Raw genomic sequence first — 16,861 nt, forward strand, 5'->3', positions numbered from 1 at the left:
TAAATCGAATGTTAAATCCCTGCTGAATCAAATTGCAGATCGTAGAGCTTTTTATAGTGACCATTCATCGCTAACAATTCCTGATGCGAACCAATTTCTTTGATTTCTCCCTTTTCTAGCACAATGATTTTATCCGCTTTTTGAATGGTAGATAGCCGATGTGCGATCACAATTGCGGTCCGTCCATCCATTAAATTATCAATTGCCGATTGAATCATGATTTCCGTTTCGGTATCAATAGAAGAAGTTGCTTCATCCAAAATCAAAATACGTGGATCGTGTACCAAAGCACGAATGAAAGAAACCAATTGTGCTTGTCCCGCTGAAAGTGTGGCACCACGTTCTTGCACTTTATAATCAAACCCTCCAGGCAGTCTCATAATAAAATCATAAGCTCCTACACGTTTTGCTGCATTGATAATTTCTTCGTCTGTAATATTTGGGTTCTGTAGCGTAATGTTGTTTTTCACAGTATCTGAGAATAGAAAAACATCCTGTAATACTGTCGAAATATTCTTACGTAAGAAAATTAATTCATATTCTCGTATATCGATACCATCCAACAAAATTTGACCTTTTTGGATTTCGTAAAAACGGCTCAGGATATTGATGACCGAAGATTTACCCGCTCCCGTTGCCCCCACTAATGCTAATGTATCTCCAGGCTGTACTTTAAAACTGACGTCCTTCAATACCCACCTCTCATCATTGTAGGCGAACCACACGTTCTTAAATTCGATTTCACCACGAATATATGTGGGTGTATGCGTACCTGAGTTCGGAGTGAATTCGTCCGTGTCCAACACATCAAAAATTCGTTCTGCCGAAACCATACCCATTTGCAAGGTGTTGAACTTATCAATAAGCTCGCGAATAGGTCGGAAAATCATATTGATATACATCAAAAATGCAACTACTACACCAGGTGAAATTACATCGGCTAACACTTGTTTTGAACCGTACCACACCAAAAGACCCGTTGCAATAGCAATGATGATTTCCAGTACAGGAAAAAAGATAGAGAAATACCAGTTGGCGCGCACATGTGCATTACGATGCTCTTTATTGATAGCATCGAATTTCTTCATTTCTTGCTCTTCGCGTGCAAAATATTGGATAACAGCCATACCCGAAATGTGCTCTTGCAAGAAGGTATTCAGATTTGAAACCCAAAGACGAACATCCTGAAATGCGGACTTCATAGCTTCTTTAAAAATATACGTCGCCCAAAGCATCAACGGCATCGGAACAAGGATAATCAATGTCAATCGCCAATCGGTATAGAACATGACACCCAATATCACTACCAATTGCAATAAATCTCCAATAATCTGAATCAAACCTTCGGAAAAAATATTGGCAATTGTTTCTAAATCTGAAATCGTCCGTGTGATTAAACGACCAATAGGCGTATTGTCAAAATATTTTAGTCGTAAGTTCGTGATATGCTCAAAAACTTGAATTCGAATATCTCGTATAACCGATTGTCCCAAAGAGTTGGTCATCAACGTGTGAAAATAGCGAATAATAGTTTGAGCTATAAGAAGGAGCATCATGATGATAAGCATCATATTCAATCCTTCGTATTGACCATTCAAGATATAATTATCCAGAGTATATTCAATCAACATTGGAAGTGCTGGAGCGACAGCTGCCAATAAAATAGTCAGCAGTACAGATACCCAAAAGATAGTTCTGTACGGACGCATATATTTGGCTAGACGACCCAACAACTTGCTGTCGTATGCATTTCCTGCTATTTTATCTTGTTTCAAAATCTAGATTTAATTGAATATATGGGTAAATAACACGTGTCAAATACAATCCATGCGCCGGCACAGATGTCCCAGCTTTCGAACGACTTTTACTTTCTAATACCTCCTGCATATATGAGATTGGCTTACCTTTTACACCGATCTCTAATAACGTACCTACAATAGCGCGAACCATATTACGCAAGAAACGATCTGCAGTAATATGAAAAACAAAACCGTCTCCATTTTGTTCCCAACGAGCTTCTTTGATTGTGCAAATATTAGTAAAAACCTGTGTATTAGATTTACTAAAACATTCGAAATCTTTGGTCCCTAACATCAATTGTGCAGCTTCATTCATTTTCTGCAGATCTGGAATATCACGCAATAACCAAGATTTGTTGATCAAAAATGGATTTTTTGTACTGTGAATATGATACTCATATGAGCGTTCGGTCGCATCAAAGCGTGCGTGTGCGTCCGATGCAACCTCGATAATTCGTTGAACGGATATATCGTACGGCAACAAAGAGTTGATGGACAATAAAGCTCGATTTGGATTATCTAACAAGACTTTGTTTGCACTATCAAAATGCACATACAATTGTTTTGCATGTACCCCTGTATCGGTACGTCCTGCGCCAATGGTCTCCACTTCCTCTCGTAAAAATGTATGCAAAGCGTGGTTTAATTTTTCTTGTACAGCTATAGCATTTGGCTGAAGTTGCCAACCGTGGTAGGCTGTTCCGTCATAGGCTATCTCTAAAAAAAATCTTTTCATGTCGTTCACTCAACAAAGGTAAAAAAATACTGTAACCGATAAGATAGAACAAAGTCATATTTCTGTGGTTTATATTATATTTGTAGTATTGTCATAAGATTAAAAAAAGATATGATTCAACGTATTCAAACAATTTGGTTGTTATTAGCAACGGTAGTTATTTTAGGGCTATTTATGTTTCCATACTTAAACTACATTGATTTGGTAGGATTAGGTAAAAAGTTATTTGTGACTGGCGAATATTCTGCTGTGAATAATGAGTCTGTCAAGCAAAGCAGCTTTTTATTACAAACTATAGCAACAGTTGTAGTCGCTTTAGTTCCATTGATTACTATTTTTCAGTTCAAAAACAGAAAACTTCAAATCAAGTTAATCTATTTATCTATCGTTTTGATTGCACTTTTGGGTGTTTGGATGTATGTAAGTTCTATTTCTACACTAGCACTTATTTCACAAAATTTTGGAGCTAACAATATTGGAGTCGGCTTTTTTCTATTACCAATTGCAATAATCATTTTAGCGATGGCAATAGGTGGTATCCGCAAAGACGAGAAATTGATTAAATCAGCAGATAGATTACGTTAATACGATGAATAGATTCCTTTTATCTCTCTTAGTTACAGCATTAGCGTATTCATTTTCTTTTGCACAAGAAAAGCCTGAACGCAATTCTATAGACATCAATGAGATCGAGGTTTGGACCAAAAGTGTACAATTGTCTGCTAAAGGCGATACTGCAACTATAGAACTGTATTTGCAGAGTTATTTGAAAAACCCGAGAGAATTTAAGCTAAATACTTTTTCAAGCGGTTTGCTAAGTGGAAATGAAAAGCCATTATGGTATCATTCGATGCAGATGGGTAAGGTTCATGTGCGTCTTGAGGATAAACAAAATTATCTACATTATCTATTGACACGGAATGAGCCAGTTGTATTAACAATCAAGACAGGCGGTTGGAAAAAACAATGGGGAAAACCTAAACAATTAAAATTGGCGATTGAAGATTTCGAAGAACAAGGAAAAATTTTAGAATATACAATTGATTTGTAACAATAAAGCCTCGAAATTTTCGAGGCTTTATTACTTTATCTAGAGTAACGGAACTGTTGTTTGTCCATCATTCCCATTTGATCTTTCATCATTTTGATCTGATCCGCCAACAATTTGTTTTTGTCTGCACGTTTTGCTTCTTGTAAGTATTTTTCAGCTTCGCGTTTGTTGCGTTTTGCCATCATTACACCTGCTAGGCTCAATTTTGCCAAAGCTACGTTGTGATCCATATGTAAGCCTAATGAAAGTGCTTTTTTGAAAAATTTCTCTGATTGCAATGGAGCACGTTGAGATTCCATAAGCCCCAATAACAACTGATAATATCCATGTTGAGCTGGAATAAGTTGCTTCTCGTAATTCGTAATTTTACTCAACCATTTTTCTGCATTGACAGTATCCTGTTTACGAAAATACCATTGTGTAATAAGCATATATTCGTGAAAGAAAACAGTCACCCAAGCCAAAATTGTAACTAGAATACCTAAAATACCCCAGCCCCAATATCCAAACCAAAATAATACAACTGTACCTACTAAAAGTAAACAGCTAATAATAATACGCACTAAATTTGACATCTCTTCTTGTTGTAGTTTCTAAAACGCAAATATCCATTAATTTAAGTAGTTATGCAAACATGTTTGTATGATTAAAAGCGAAAAATGTACTTTTGTGCTATGGAAAATTTGTACGACGAAAGTTGGGCGCCTATTTTAAAGCCTTTGATGCAACAAGATTATATGAAAAAATTGTCTGCTTTTGTTCAACAAGAACGTAAGCAATTTGAAATATTTCCTCCTCAAAGCTTGGTTTTTAACGCGTTTCTATTGACGCCATTGCACGATGTGAAAGTTGTCATATTGGGGCAAGATCCGTACCATAATATAGGCCAAGCGCATGGGTTGTCGTTTTCTGTACCTCAAGGAATCGCTTTTCCTCCATCCTTAAAAAATATTTTTGCTGAGCTTTCAACGGATATTGAAGGTTTTCAAATTCCGCAATCTGGAGATTTGACAAAATGGGCAACTCAAGGTGTATTATTATTGAATGCTACATTGACAGTTAGAGCACATCAAGCTGCTTCGCACCAAAAGCAGGGTTGGGAAAGTTTCACCGATCAGATTATTGAAAAGATTTCTACCGAACTGGAAAATGTAGTTTTTGTATTGTGGGGTTCTTACGCGCAAAAAAAATCAGTTCTTATTGATGAAAAGAAACATTTAATTCTTAAAGCTGTACATCCTTCACCATTATCCGTATACAGAGGCTTCTTTGGAAGTAAGCCTTTTTCGAAAGCTAACAATTATTTAGTTACGTATGGAAGAAGTTCAATTAATTGGAAATTGACTTAAGCGTAACGCTCTTTAATATTTTCAAAATCGTATTTGTCGTTTTCTAATCTTTCTAGATGATTTATACGAATTTTCTTGTTGTTCTGCTCTATATGTGTAAATAACAAATGACTATCGTAAGTGATTTGATAAGGGGTACTTAAATCAATTGGCTCAACAGATTCACCTAAAACAACATATTCTAATTTCCCTGAGGAAGCAAACCTTTTTACGATAAATTGATTTATATTGTCAGCTGATGAGATCGTATACCAAGCCCCATCACCTACACCACCTAGATACATAGCCTCTTTTGGAAGGGTTATTGGTTTTGATCGGTAATTCATGCCACCTATTATTAAATCATTTGGAAATAAAGCTGATTTTTTGTGTGAAACATTATCACTCAATTGCTTTACCAGGAACCAAAATGATTGAAATCTGTTCATTTTGAAACTTTTAATCCCTTCATCTGGTAGGTATGAATAGATGATGCGATCTTCGGCTGTATTGACAAGATTACTAACAGGGCTGCTTTTAATTGTTTCGGGGAGATTTATATAATGCCAGAAGTGATACTTTGTTGATGATTTCATTAACATACGTGTTATAAATCGTGAACAATTGTTATTGTTTTTTGCAACGGCACCATAAGGAAATGTCCCTTGTTCAACGCATTCATCACCATAAGCTTTTGCTTTTTCAAAATTTATACCTTCGACAATAGAAAAATATAATTTACCATCCCCATACATCGCAGGTTTAAGGTCTTCGAAAAGCCTAATTATTTCCTCAATATTTGCTATTTTATTATTGCTGATTACCGCTTTCATCGAAATATCTAAAAGCGGATCAGAGTTTTTAGATCGAGCTCTACCGTAGCCACGAGGTGTAATATAGCGGCCAAAGTCATAGAAATACATCTCTCCATTTTGGTGATTAACAATAACAACTCCTGTGTGACCAACTTTGAAGTTTAGATTTTTTACCAAACCAATTTTTTTGAAAAACATCATCCATTTTTCATCACCACGTATAGTGGCGTCTGGCCAAGTTAAGATAATTGCAAAGTCTCGATAATCAGTATTCATTTAATATTCTAACGGCACTATTGGTTCTTTCTTCGAAGTCGACATAATCATCATTGTTTGGAAGGTTTTCACAAACGGGATTTTTGATATCTTCTCCATGATTACAGCTTCGTATGCTTTGATGTCTTTGACGTATACTTTCAGGATAAAATCACAGTTCCCTGTTACGTGATGACATTCTGTTACTTCTGGAATGGCTTTCACGGCTTCAACAAATTCAGGAATTGCGTTGTGCGTATGAAAGTCCAATGATATTTGAATAAAAGATTTGATACCCAAGCCAAGTTTTTCTTCATCAACAAAAGCGTGATAACTTTTGATAAAGCCTGAGTTCTCCAATTTACGAACACGTTCCAAAGTGGGAGCTGGCGATAGACCAATATTTGTCGCTAATTGTAAATTCGTGATACGGCCATTTTCTTGTAAAAGGCGCAATATCTTTAAATCCAGTTTGTCGAGTTGGTAAGACATGGTAAATCTTTCTTCTAATTGTAAATATAACAAATATTATACAATAATATGTCTTTTTGAAGAACTAATCTAGTTGTTTAAGTTGTGGTTTATAAAATATTGTTAGGTGAAATACGGAAGCGTTTGAAAAAGAGTCTTTTTTTTGTTGATAGCTTAATTTTGTTATCTGATAGGGGTAATTTTGCCTATAGATTTTAATTATAGAAATGTTACGTCGATATAGTTTAATGTTATATAAGATCATTTTTTTGTCAAAATAAATCAACAAAATCGTCTTGAACACACTAAGAAGTGACTTTTGTCATTAAAAAGCCTAAAATACCGTTTCTAAGCCTCAAAATATGCTACATTATTGGTAATTATATCGTAACTTTGTAGTCCCAAAAAGGTCAGTTATAATAGTTTGGCTTACTAAAAGGGGAAGCATTAAATATGAGTACCAAAGACGACGAATTACTGAAAGAGCTGGAGCAAGAAGAATATAAATACGGTTTCACGACTGATATTGAGATGGATATTGCTCCCAAAGGATTGAACGAAGATACAATTCGCCTAATATCATCTAAAAAAAATGAGCCTGAATGGTTGCTGGAATGGCGATTGAAAGCTTTCCGTCACTTCCTTTCTATGGATATGCCGACTTGGCAAAATTTTGATAACCCAGAGGTAGATTTTCAAGAATTATCTTACTATGCTGCGCCAAAACCCAAAAAGCAATTGGAAAGCATGGACGAGGTAGATCCTGAATTATTGGAAACATTTGCCAAATTAGGTATTCCTTTGGATGAGCAAAAGATTTTAGCTGGAGTAGTTGCTGTAGATGCTGTATTTGACTCGGTATCAGTAAAAACTACTTTCCGTGAAAAGTTAAAAGAAAAAGGTGTTATTTTCTGTTCATTTGGTGAGGCTGTGCAAGAGCACCCAGAGCTTATCAAAGAATATTTGGGTACTGTTGTTCCTCAAACAGATAATATCTATGCAGCTTTGAACTCAGCTGTATTCTCTGACGGTTCTTTTGTATATATTCCTAAAGGTGTACACTGTCCGATGGAATTGTCTACGTACTTCCGTATCAATGCACAAAATACGGGACAATTTGAACGTACGTTGATTATTGCGGACGAAGGTTCTTACGTTTCTTATTTAGAGGGATGTACAGCGCCTATGCGTGATGAGAATCAACTACACGCGGCAGTTGTCGAGTTAATCGCAATGAAAGACGCGGAAATCAAATATTCTACTGTTCAAAACTGGTATCCTGGTGATAAAGACGGTAAAGGTGGTATTTTCAATTTCGTAACCAAACGTGGTATTTGTAAAGGCGATAATTCTAAAATTTCGTGGACACAGGTAGAAACTGGTTCTGCTATTACATGGAAATATCCTGGAGTTATCTTGAAAGGTGATAATTCGGTTGGTGAATTTTACTCTGTAGCCATGACGCGTAATATGCAGGTGGCAGATACAGGTACGAAAATGATCCACTTGGGTAAAAACACGAAATCTAAGATTGTTTCCAAAGGTATTTCTGCGGGTAAATCACACAATAGCTACAGAGGTTTAGTGAAAATAGGTCCTAACGCTGATAACTCACGTAACTTCACGCAATGTGACTCATTGTTGATTGGTGACCGTTGTGGAGCACATACATTCCCATACATTGAGAATAAAAATAAAACAGCAAAACTAGAGCACGAGGCTACAACTTCAAAAATCGGTGAAGACCAAGTTTTCTACTTGAATCAACGCGGTATCGATTCGGAAAAAGCCGTAGGATTAATCGTAAACGGTTATGCGAAGGAAGTATTGAACCAATTGCCAATGGAGTTTGCTGTAGAAGCGCAAAAATTATTAGCGATCTCGTTAGAAGGTTCGGTAGGATAAAAAATAAATAAGAAGATAGAATTTGAAAATGTGATTGAGCTAAAGTCTCATCCCGCATACATCAATACTCAATACTATAAAAGAAATGTTATCAATAAAGAATTTGCAAGCGTCTGTTGAAGACAAACAAATATTAAAAGGATTAAACTTAGAAGTTAAAGCTGGAGAAGTTCACGCGATTATGGGACCTAACGGTGCTGGTAAAAGTACATTAGGTAATGTATTAGCGGGACGTGATTCGTACGAAGTAACTGCTGGCGAAGCATTATTAGATGGTGTAGATTTATTAGATTTATCTCCAGAAGATCGTGCTCGTGAAGGTTTGTTTTTGGCTTTTCAATACCCAGTTGAAATCCCAGGAGTATCAAACATCAATTTCTTAAAAACTGCTGTTAATGATATTCGTGAATATAAAGGTCTTCCTCCGATGGAAGCTAAAGAATTCTTAGCGATGGTAAAAGAGAAACAAAAATTAGTAGAGTTCTCTGCTAATTTAGCTAATCGTTCGTTGAACGAAGGTTTCTCAGGTGGTGAGAAAAAACGCAACGAAATATTCCAATTAGCGATGTTGAATCCAAAATTGGCTATTCTAGATGAAACAGATTCGGGTTTAGATATCGATGCTTTGCGTATCGTAGCTAATGGAGTGAATCAACTGCGTTCTGAAGGTAATGCTTTCGTAGTAATCACCCACTACCAACGTTTATTAGATTATATCGTTCCAGATTTCGTTCACGTATTGCACAATGGTCGTATTGTAAAAACAGGACCAAAAGAATTAGCATTAGAATTAGAAGAAAAAGGATACGACTGGTTAAAAGACTTAGATACGCAGAATGCCTAATCGGTCATCGATAAAAATTTAAGGTCATGAGCGGATTGATAACAAATAACATGAGTACAACAATAGCAAACTCTTTATTCGAGCAGTTAACATCTATTTTTCAAGAATTAGAGGTGACAAATGAGCCTTCTTCTTTGAAAGCTATTCGTCAAGAAGCCTTCGCAAAATTTGAAAAACAAGGTTTCCCAACTGTAAAGAATGAGGAATGGAAATATACAAACATTCATTCTTTGATCAACAAAACTTATTTGTTGAATGAAGATGTGGATGTTGCGAATTTGGATTTAAGCAAAGCGGATATTCCAGAATTGGATGCACACCGTATTGTATTGATCAATGGTCAATATGTGTTGGCTTTTTCTTCGTTAGAAGATGAAGTCGGTGTAACGGTGAAGCCTATCGAAGAGGCTGTTGAAGAAGCGAATTTTCAAAAACACTTCGGTCAATATGCAGACAAAACAGATAATGCATTAGTCGCTTTAAATACAGCTTTATATACTTCTGGTATCTATTTATCAGTAGGTAAAAGCAAAGTGGTATCAAAACCATTACATATTGTTCACGTAGCGACAGGTGGCGCAGAATTTTTCTCGCAAACTAGAAATTTGTTCGTTGTAGAAGCAAATGCTGAGGTGGAGATTGTAGAATCTTTTATAACATTAGAAAATACAGCAAAAAACTTACATAACAAGGTTACAGAAATCTTCGTAGATGAAAATGCAAAAGTGCAACACTATTACCTTCAAGTGGCTGATGCAGTAAGTAACTATATCAATCATACAGAAGTATACCAAACGAAATATAGCTTGTACAATAACTACAACTGTAATTTCCCAGGTGCGGCTTTTGTACGTAATAATATCAATGTACGTTTGGATGCAGAGAATGTAGAATCACATTTGTATGGAATCAACTTATTAGCAGATAAACAATTGGTAGATAATCACACGGTCGTAGATCATTTGAAGCCACACTGTGAGTCGTACGAATGGTACAAAAACATTCCTCAAGATGAATCTACAGCTGTTTTCAACGGTAAGATCTTTGTTCAATTGGATGCACAAAAAACAAATGCGTTCCAACAAAACAACAATATGTTGATTGGTGATAAATCTACAGTGTACACAAAACCTCAGTTGGAAATTTTTGCTGATGACGTTAAATGTTCACATGGTTGTACTATGGGGCAGTTTGATGATGATGCTTTATTCTACTTAAGAGCTAGAGGTATAGGTGAAGAATCGGCTCGCATTTTATTGGTACATGCTTTTGCATTTGATGTGACATCGCGTTTCAATAATGAATCCGTTAGGAATTACGTGGAAGATTTAGTCGCTAAAGGATTAGATAGAAAATAATTAGTAGTGTAGTTTTATATTTTAAAAGCGTCTAGGAAGGAATTCTTAGACGCTTTTTAAGTATTTTTAATCTTTAATAACCCAAATTAACTTCCAGACAAATCCAATCGAATTGGTAGTGAGTATGAAACTCGAACAGGAATTCCTCTCATATATCCTGGTGTCCATTTTTTAGCTCTTTTCAAAATTCTTATTCCCTCTTCGCCAGTCCCAAAACCTAAATCTTCTTCAACCTTCATTTCTACCATATTTCCTTCTTTATCAATTACGAAGGAAAGTTTTACTGTTCCTTTTACGCGATTTCGAATAGCCTCCTGTGGATATCTATAATTGTTAGCAATGAATCTTCGAATGGCTATTATATCTCCTGGATAACTAGGAGGTTGATGATAATTCTTGTTATCATAAATATATTCCTTATTCAAGGAGTCCTTTGTTATACCAGAAATGAGTTTGCCATTATCGTATGTTTCCTCGAAACTATATTTATCATCCATAAAAGTTCCAGTCCATTTTCCGATACGTTTGTGGTTCTTGTAGTTTCCCTTTTCAACACTTGAATTTTTAAAGTCGATTTCTGCGTATCCATTACCGTTTTGTAGAAGACGGCTCCCTAAGGAATCGTGATATACAAGTATTAGTGTATCTGTAACCTTAGTAGCTTCTTTTTCTACTTTATAAGGATATTCAAATGCGATTTTCAGCCTTCCATTAGGATGATAGTAGTAAGCGGTATCTATCATAACGCCATCAGCGCTATAAAATTCTTTTGATTTTATCTTTCCATTTTCAAAAGCCTCAAACTTTTGTCCAATAAATTTTTTGTCCTTAATACTAGGGAATGTCCCAACTAATTTAGTTTGATTGGATTGAATATACTTTTCGATAACTCGTATCTGAGAATTCTCTAATACAGATAACTCGCGATAATAATGAGCTTGTTCTTGATTCTTGGTTTCTTTTCCATCTTTAGTGTAAAATGTGGTGAATGATAATTGGCCGTAGACAATTTGAAAAAGCAAACTAATTAGAATGGTACTAAATATTCTTTTCATATTAGGTTTAACATTGTGTTTTAATCGTAAATATAATATATTATCGGTGTAATAAAAATTTGACCTATAGAAGGAAAATGCAAAAAATAGACGAATGCTAATAATTACGCTAATGCAATGTTATATTTGAACAAAATTTATCTAAAATGCATACCGAAAAATGGTTTAAAACCTATATATACATTTGGATAGGGCAATTTTTGTCCTTGTTGACTAGTTCAGCGGTCAATTTTGCGGTAATCATCTATTTAAGTTTGCATTACAAATCTGCTGAAATACTCGCTTACGCAGGGATTGCTGGTTTACTACCGCAAGCGATCATAGGACCATTTGCTGGGGTGTATATAGACCGTTGGGATAGGAAAAAAGTCATGATCTATGCAGATGCATTTATTGCATTTTGCACATTTTTGATGTCCTTTGCTTTTGTGGAAGGAGAAGCGAATTTGGGCTTCGTATATATGCTATTAGTTTGTCGATCTTTAGGTCAAGCATTTCATACACCAGCTATGCAAGCTATAGCGCCATTAATAGTTCCCGAGGACAAACTTTTAAAGGTGTCTGGTATCAATCAAATGTTGCAATCTGTCAGTATGATTGCTGGACCAGCGGCAGGTACTTTGGCCATTACTTACTTACCAATTTCTAAAGTATTGTATTTGGATGTAATTGGAGCCAGTTTAGCCATTGTATCACTCTTATTTGTGGTTATTCCTAAATTGACCACCCAACAAGCAGAAAGTAATATTTCTACTGTCTTACATGATCTTAATTCAGGTTTCATAGAAATCCAGAAGAATAAAGGCCTTTATATGCTGTTTATTTATGCCATGCTAACCACATTTTTTGTAATGCCTGTAGCCATCATGTATCCTTTACTGACTATTGATCATTTTTCTGGAGGGAAGTGGGAAATGAGTATCATAGAGATTGTCTGGGGAGTAGGAATGTTAGTTGGGGGAGGAATATTAAGTATTTGGCAAGGTTCAATTTCCAAAGTTATTTTGGTGAATGCTATGCATATTTTTTTAGGATTAACCTTCGTGTTTTCAGGTTGGATAAGCGGTGATTTATTTTGGATTTTTGTCGCGATTACCACATTTGGTGGGATCGGAATGTCTTTCTTTAATGCATCATTCATGACTATAATACAAGAAGAAATAAAACCCGAATTTTTGGGGCGCGTTTTCTCTCTGTATTTTAGTTTTGCGATTATCCCTAGTGTTATCGGATTACTTTTCACGGGCTGGATTGCTGACGAGATAGGCGTGGTCAATGCTTTTATAATAGGTGGACTGGCCATGTGTGTCGTTGGGCTTTTATCTTTCTTGACTCCCTCAGTGATGAACTTAGGTAAGAATAGATTGAATAAAGATAATGTTGAGTCTGAGATTGAATAAAATAAAAAAGCTTCTCAATTTGAGAAGCTTTTTATTGAGCGAAAGACGAGATTCGAACTCGCGACCCCAACCTTGGCAAGGTTGTGCTCTACCAACTGAGCTACTTTCGCTTGGTTTTGTGATACAAAAATAGGGCTTTTTTTAGCATCTGTCAAGACCATTTTAAAAATTGTGTAGCTTTCAAGTAAATAAGCTTCATATTTAGAGACTTAAATTTTTATAGCATCCACACAATTGATGCCATCAATAGCTGCTGAAACAATTCCCCCAGCATAACCTGCTCCTTCCGCACAAGGATATAATCCCTTTACTTCTGGATGTTGCAATGTTTCTTTATCACGAGGTATACGAACAGGTGATGAAGTCCGCGATTCCACACCTACAAGAATAGCCTCATTGGTATAATAACCTCTCATTTTTTTGCCGAAAATTGGTAACGCACCACGCAAAGCTTGGTGTACAAAATTGGGTAGTACTTCATTCAAATCGACAGAACGCGTACCTGGTTTGTATGAATTCTCAGGAAGGTTTCTTGAAACTCGATTTTCCACAAAATCAACCATACGCTGCGCGGGAGCAACTAAATTACCACCGCCCAATTTAAAAGCTTGTTGCTCGATTTGACGTTGAAAGTCTAATAATGCAAAAGGATCAGTCGCCGCATTGGGAACGTCCTCTAAGTTAATCTGAATAACTGTTCCAGAGTTGGCGTGTGGATTATTACGTTTGGAAGGTGACCATCCGTTTACGACTATTTCGTCGTGATCTGTTGCACATGGTGCAATAATGCCACCCGGGCACATACAGAACGAGAATACACCTCGATCATTAACTTGCTCCACCAAACTATAATACGCAGGAGGAAGATTTTCATGACGTGTACTGCAATGGTATTGCGCTTGATCTATAATTTCTTGCGGATGCTCTATACGTACGCCCAAAGCAAATGCTTTCGCTTCTAACAACCAATTTTTATTGCGAAACAATTCAAATATATCACGTGCAGAATGTCCTGTTGCTAAAATAACATGTTCCGCATCAAAAGATTTTCCATCTGCAGTTTTGACAGATTTCACTTGCCCAAATTGTTCAATTATATCTACAACTTTACTGTCAAAATGGACTTCTCCTCCCATTTCCAAGATGCGATTTCGCATGCTTTCGATAATGTGTGGTAGTTTGTTGGTGCCAATGTGTGGTCTCGCATCAATTAATATATCTTGATCAGCGCCATTTTCTACAAAGATGGAGAGTACTTTTTGGACATCACCTCTTTTGTTAGAACGTGTATAAAGCTTGCCATCCGAATATGTTCCTGCGCCACCTTCACCATGGCAATAATTGGAGTCTGGATTCACAATTCCCTCGCGATTTATTTTAGCTAAATCGCGTCTACGGTCACGCACGGCTTTCCCGCGTTCAATAACAATAGGTTTGAGACCTCGTTCTATACAGCGATAAGCGGCAAAAAGACCCGCCGGACCAGCTCCTATAATAATGACAGGTTTAGCCTCTTGAACGGCTTTTAGTTCAGAAGTAAATGTTTCGATCTTTGGCTCTTCGTTAATAAAAAATACCACACGGATTCGATACAACACCTGTCTACTTCGTGCATCTATCGAACGCTTGCGGACATATATTCCCTTTACTTGATCTTTAGAAATTTTTAATTTTTGAACACCCTGTTGGATGATATAGTCCTCATTGTAGATATGGTCAGGACTAATGGCCAATTCGATTTCTTGTTGCATAAACTAATACCATTGGGTATTTATCCCAAAACATATGCAAAGCTACAAAATTTTAAAGACTAGCTTTGATTTTACATTAATTTGGCATTTGCTTTGACGCTAATGTCATATACTTTAAAAAGTTATTTGTATTTTTAACAAAACAGATTTGAAATTATTACACATGAAAAGATTATTATTTGCCCTAGTAGGTTTATTTACAGCACTTTCTTTTAGTTCTTGTGGTTATAACACCATGGTGTCAAAGGATGAAAACGTAAAAGGTAAATGGGCTCAGGTAGAAAATGCTTACCAAAGACGTGCGGACTTAATCCCGAATTTGGTGTCAACTGTCAAAGGTGCAGCTGAACATGAACAAGGTACATTGACTGCGGTCGTAGAAGCACGAGCGAAAGCTACATCGGTTACTGTAAATCCAGAAGATTTGTCAGAGGAGTCAATTGCTAAATTCCAACAGTCACAAGACGCTTTATCGCAATCTATCGGTCGATTGTTGGTGAGTGTTGAAGCTTATCCTGAATTGAAAGCAAATTCTAATTTCCAAGAGTTACAAGCACAGTTGGAAGGTACAGAAAACCGTATTTCTGTAGAACGCAGAACTTATAATGAAGCTGTTCAGGATTACAATACTACAGTTCGTAGTTTTCCTAACAATATTATGGCTGGCATTTTTGGATTCAAGGCTAAAGGTACTTTCCAAGCGGCAGAAGGATCTGACAAGGCTCCTACAGTTACATTTTAGACTTTTTGCTCAATTGTATAAGAAGATGAATATTGGAACTGTAAGTCGTCCAGTATTCATCTTTTATTTTTATTAAAAGATATGGGTATTTTAAATTCAGATGAACAAGAGCGTGTCGTACACGCAGTGAGTGTGGCCGAAAATATGACGTCCGGTGAAATCCGTGTAGTCGTAGAAAATGTAGTAGGAAAAGATCTTACTGCAATTCAAAAAGCTCAAAAATACTTTGTCGAACTCAATATGCATAAAACAGTTTTGCGCAATGGCGTATTGGTTTACTTGGCTGTAGCGGACCATCAGTTCGCCATTATCGGCGACGCAGGTATAAATTCACGAGTAGCGGAAGATTTTTGGGAAAATACAAAGGAAAAAATGGTAGTCCACTTTAGAAATGGAGATTTCGCTTCTGGTCTTGTGGCAGGAATACATGATGCTGGTGAACAACTTCACCATTATTTCCCACGTAAAGAAGACGATGTGAACGAATTACCTAACGATATACACTTTGGTCATTAATTTTGATTCTATGATTTCTTTTTCGAAAAATAAGCAATTTGCTTCTATATTTTTCACGTTTGCACTTTGGATTAGCACAATAGCGACTGTTTTTGGACAAGATCTACCGGCTGTTTCTCGTACTATTGTGACGGATTTTACGAATACGCTTTCTGCATCTCAAAGAGATGCCTTAGAGCGCAAGCTGGTAGCTTTCAATGACACTACATCCACGCAAATAGCAGTTGTATTAGTAAATAGTACAGACGGGTACGATGTATCTGACTATGCAGTACGATTGGCGAAGAAATGGGGTGTTGGAGATGCAAAATACAACAATGGAGTCATGTTGTTGGCTGCTATAGGTGATCGAGCTGTGACTATTCAGACTGGTTATGGAGTGGAGGGTGCACTACCCGATGCTATAGCGTATCGAATTATTGAGAATGACATTAAACCCGCATTTAGAGAAGGTGACTACTTTACCGGATTGGATAACGCGACGAATTCTATCATTTCTTATACCAAAGGTGAATATAAAGCGGAGAAAGAATCAGCAGAATCTCCAGAAGGTGGAGGTGGGATAAGTGGCATTGTCATTATTGTGGTGATAGTTATCATATTTGCTTTGATCTCAAAAGGTGGCGGAGGCAACAATAGAGGAGGTAAAGTGATTAATGGAAAAGGATCGAATGATTTATTCTGGTGGATGCTATTGAGTGGCTTAGGTGGTGGTGGAAATTCACGTGGTGGCGGCGACTTTGGTGGTGGTTTCGGCGGGGGAGATTCCGGTGGATTCGGTGGATTTGGCGGAGGAGATTTCGGTGGCGGTGGCGCTAGTGGTCGCTGGTAAGTG

Annotated in this window: 17 protein-coding genes and 1 tRNA gene; 10 read left to right on the top strand and 8 right to left on the bottom strand. The window is 36.7% G+C overall.

Translation table 11 applies throughout. The features are described 5' to 3' along the window. Positions 1-11: 11 nt before the first annotated feature. Both IPZ78_RS03205 and truA read right to left on the bottom strand, forming a co-directional pair. The gene (locus IPZ78_RS03205) at positions 12-1,709 is read right to left on the bottom strand and encodes an ABC transporter ATP-binding protein (RefSeq protein ID WP_225551646.1); all 1,698 of its coding nucleotides are present in this window, start codon (positions 1,707-1,709) and stop codon (positions 12-14) included. Between the two features lie 52 nt (positions 1,710-1,761). Beyond that, positions 1,762-2,535 carry a tRNA pseudouridine(38-40) synthase TruA gene (gene truA / locus IPZ78_RS03210; RefSeq protein ID WP_225551496.1) on the bottom strand — a complete coding sequence of 258 codons (774 nt, stop codon included), beginning with the start codon at positions 2,533-2,535 and terminating at the stop codon, positions 1,762-1,764. 111 nt (positions 2,536-2,646) lie between these two features. Between truA and IPZ78_RS03215 the strand changes: the two genes are divergently transcribed. Next, positions 2,647-3,120: a DUF4293 domain-containing protein gene (locus IPZ78_RS03215; RefSeq protein ID WP_225551497.1), complete on the top strand. Its 474-nt coding sequence runs from the start codon at positions 2,647-2,649 to the stop codon at positions 3,118-3,120. A gap of 4 nt (positions 3,121-3,124) precedes the next feature. Next, positions 3,125-3,586, top strand: a complete 462-nt coding sequence (locus IPZ78_RS03220; protein ID WP_225551498.1) for a hypothetical protein — start codon at positions 3,125-3,127, stop codon at positions 3,584-3,586. Between the two features lie 35 nt (positions 3,587-3,621). On the opposite strand, the gene IPZ78_RS03225 is transcribed toward IPZ78_RS03220, so the two are convergent. Beyond that, complete coding sequence (locus IPZ78_RS03225; protein ID WP_225551499.1) at positions 3,622-4,161, bottom strand: tetratricopeptide repeat protein; 540 nt, start codon at positions 4,159-4,161, stop codon at positions 3,622-3,624. A 99-nt stretch (positions 4,162-4,260) separates the two neighbouring features. Between IPZ78_RS03225 and ung the strand changes: the two genes are divergently transcribed. After that, entirely contained in the window at positions 4,261-4,935 is a 675-nt protein-coding gene (ung, locus tag IPZ78_RS03230; protein WP_225551500.1) for a uracil-DNA glycosylase, read from the top strand. On the opposite strand, the gene IPZ78_RS03235 is transcribed toward ung, so the two are convergent. Both IPZ78_RS03235 and IPZ78_RS03240 read right to left on the bottom strand, forming a co-directional pair. Next, positions 4,932-6,005 carry a DUF6695 family protein gene (locus IPZ78_RS03235; protein ID WP_225551501.1) on the bottom strand — a complete coding sequence of 358 codons (1,074 nt, stop codon included), beginning with the start codon at positions 6,003-6,005 and terminating at the stop codon, positions 4,932-4,934. The genes ung and IPZ78_RS03235 overlap by 4 nt on opposite strands. Then, positions 6,006-6,476 (bottom strand): Lrp/AsnC family transcriptional regulator, encoded by a 471-nt coding sequence (locus tag IPZ78_RS03240; RefSeq protein WP_132777368.1) that lies wholly within the window; start codon positions 6,474-6,476, stop codon positions 6,006-6,008. Positions 6,477-6,908: 432 nt separating this feature from the next. Between IPZ78_RS03240 and sufB the strand changes: the two genes are divergently transcribed. The 3 genes from sufB (at position 6,909) to sufD (ending at position 10,562) form a co-directional block, all read left to right on the top strand. Continuing rightward, the gene (gene sufB, locus IPZ78_RS03245; protein ID WP_225551502.1) at positions 6,909-8,360 is read left to right on the top strand and encodes a Fe-S cluster assembly protein SufB; all 1,452 of its coding nucleotides are present in this window, start codon (positions 6,909-6,911) and stop codon (positions 8,358-8,360) included. Between the two features lie 85 nt (positions 8,361-8,445). Continuing rightward, positions 8,446-9,204 carry a Fe-S cluster assembly ATPase SufC gene (gene sufC / locus IPZ78_RS03250; protein ID WP_225551503.1) on the top strand — a complete coding sequence of 253 codons (759 nt, stop codon included), beginning with the start codon at positions 8,446-8,448 and terminating at the stop codon, positions 9,202-9,204. Positions 9,205-9,254: 50 nt separating this feature from the next. After that, positions 9,255-10,562 carry a Fe-S cluster assembly protein SufD gene (gene sufD, locus IPZ78_RS03255; RefSeq protein ID WP_225551504.1) on the top strand — a complete coding sequence of 436 codons (1,308 nt, stop codon included), beginning with the start codon at positions 9,255-9,257 and terminating at the stop codon, positions 10,560-10,562. An 86-nt stretch (positions 10,563-10,648) separates the two neighbouring features. Here the strand turns inward: sufD and IPZ78_RS03260 are convergent, their stop codons facing one another. Further along, the gene (locus IPZ78_RS03260) at positions 10,649-11,617 is read right to left on the bottom strand and encodes an energy transducer TonB (protein ID WP_225551505.1); all 969 of its coding nucleotides are present in this window, start codon (positions 11,615-11,617) and stop codon (positions 10,649-10,651) included. Between the two features lie 146 nt (positions 11,618-11,763). Between IPZ78_RS03260 and IPZ78_RS03265 the strand changes: the two genes are divergently transcribed. Then, on the top strand, positions 11,764-13,017 hold the full coding sequence (locus IPZ78_RS03265; RefSeq protein ID WP_225551506.1) for an MFS transporter: 1,254 nt from the start codon (positions 11,764-11,766) through the stop codon (positions 13,015-13,017). A gap of 37 nt (positions 13,018-13,054) precedes the next feature. Here the strand turns inward: IPZ78_RS03265 and IPZ78_RS03270 are convergent. Continuing rightward, positions 13,055-13,127: transfer RNA gene (locus IPZ78_RS03270), tRNA-Gly, on the bottom strand. A 99-nt stretch (positions 13,128-13,226) separates the two neighbouring features. After that, positions 13,227-14,768 (bottom strand): NAD(P)/FAD-dependent oxidoreductase, encoded by a 1,542-nt coding sequence (locus tag IPZ78_RS03275; RefSeq protein WP_225551507.1) that lies wholly within the window; start codon positions 14,766-14,768, stop codon positions 13,227-13,229. A gap of 163 nt (positions 14,769-14,931) precedes the next feature. Here IPZ78_RS03275 and IPZ78_RS03280 point away from each other — a divergent pair, with 163 nt between their 5' ends. The 3 genes from IPZ78_RS03280 (at position 14,932) to IPZ78_RS03290 (ending at position 16,858) form a co-directional block, all read left to right on the top strand. Continuing rightward, positions 14,932-15,510: a LemA family protein gene (locus tag IPZ78_RS03280; RefSeq protein WP_225551508.1), complete on the top strand. Its 579-nt coding sequence runs from the start codon at positions 14,932-14,934 to the stop codon at positions 15,508-15,510. Between the two features lie 81 nt (positions 15,511-15,591). Further along, positions 15,592-16,026 carry a TPM domain-containing protein gene (locus tag IPZ78_RS03285; protein WP_225551509.1) on the top strand — a complete coding sequence of 145 codons (435 nt, stop codon included), beginning with the start codon at positions 15,592-15,594 and terminating at the stop codon, positions 16,024-16,026. Positions 16,027-16,036: 10 nt separating this feature from the next. Further along, positions 16,037-16,858, top strand: coding sequence for a TPM domain-containing protein (locus IPZ78_RS03290; RefSeq protein ID WP_225551510.1), 822 nt, complete (start codon positions 16,037-16,039; stop codon positions 16,856-16,858). Positions 16,859-16,861 lie beyond the last annotated feature (3 nt).

It is taken from the genome of Sphingobacterium bovistauri, assembly GCF_020295405.1.
GTDB lineage: Bacteria > Bacteroidota > Bacteroidia > Sphingobacteriales > Sphingobacteriaceae > Sphingobacterium > Sphingobacterium bovistauri.

Coding starts and splice junctions, on each gene's coding strand:
- IPZ78_RS03275 (WP_225551507.1), bottom strand. CDS start 14,768: ATGCAACAAGAAATCGAATTGGCCATTAGTCCTGACCATATCTACAAT.
- IPZ78_RS03240 (WP_132777368.1), bottom strand. CDS start 6,476: ATGTCTTACCAACTCGACAAACTGGATTTAAAGATATTGCGCCTTTTA.
- truA (WP_225551496.1), bottom strand. CDS start 2,535: ATGAAAAGATTTTTTTTAGAGATAGCCTATGACGGAACAGCCTACCAC.
- IPZ78_RS03260 (WP_225551505.1), bottom strand. CDS start 11,617: ATGAAAAGAATATTTAGTACCATTCTAATTAGTTTGCTTTTTCAAATT.
- IPZ78_RS03225 (WP_225551499.1), bottom strand. CDS start 4,161: ATGTCAAATTTAGTGCGTATTATTATTAGCTGTTTACTTTTAGTAGGT.
- IPZ78_RS03235 (WP_225551501.1), bottom strand. CDS start 6,005: ATGAATACTGATTATCGAGACTTTGCAATTATCTTAACTTGGCCAGAC.
- sufB (WP_225551502.1), top strand. CDS start 6,909: ATGAGTACCAAAGACGACGAATTACTGAAAGAGCTGGAGCAAGAAGAA.
- IPZ78_RS03285 (WP_225551509.1), top strand. CDS start 15,592: ATGGGTATTTTAAATTCAGATGAACAAGAGCGTGTCGTACACGCAGTG.
- IPZ78_RS03215 (WP_225551497.1), top strand. CDS start 2,647: ATGATTCAACGTATTCAAACAATTTGGTTGTTATTAGCAACGGTAGTT.
- ung (WP_225551500.1), top strand. CDS start 4,261: ATGGAAAATTTGTACGACGAAAGTTGGGCGCCTATTTTAAAGCCTTTG.
- sufC (WP_225551503.1), top strand. CDS start 8,446: ATGTTATCAATAAAGAATTTGCAAGCGTCTGTTGAAGACAAACAAATA.
- IPZ78_RS03290 (WP_225551510.1), top strand. CDS start 16,037: ATGATTTCTTTTTCGAAAAATAAGCAATTTGCTTCTATATTTTTCACG.
- IPZ78_RS03265 (WP_225551506.1), top strand. CDS start 11,764: ATGCATACCGAAAAATGGTTTAAAACCTATATATACATTTGGATAGGG.
- IPZ78_RS03220 (WP_225551498.1), top strand. CDS start 3,125: ATGAATAGATTCCTTTTATCTCTCTTAGTTACAGCATTAGCGTATTCA.
- sufD (WP_225551504.1), top strand. CDS start 9,255: ATGAGTACAACAATAGCAAACTCTTTATTCGAGCAGTTAACATCTATT.
- IPZ78_RS03280 (WP_225551508.1), top strand. CDS start 14,932: ATGAAAAGATTATTATTTGCCCTAGTAGGTTTATTTACAGCACTTTCT.
- IPZ78_RS03205 (WP_225551646.1), bottom strand. CDS start 1,709: ATGCGTCCGTACAGAACTATCTTTTGGGTATCTGTACTGCTGACTATT.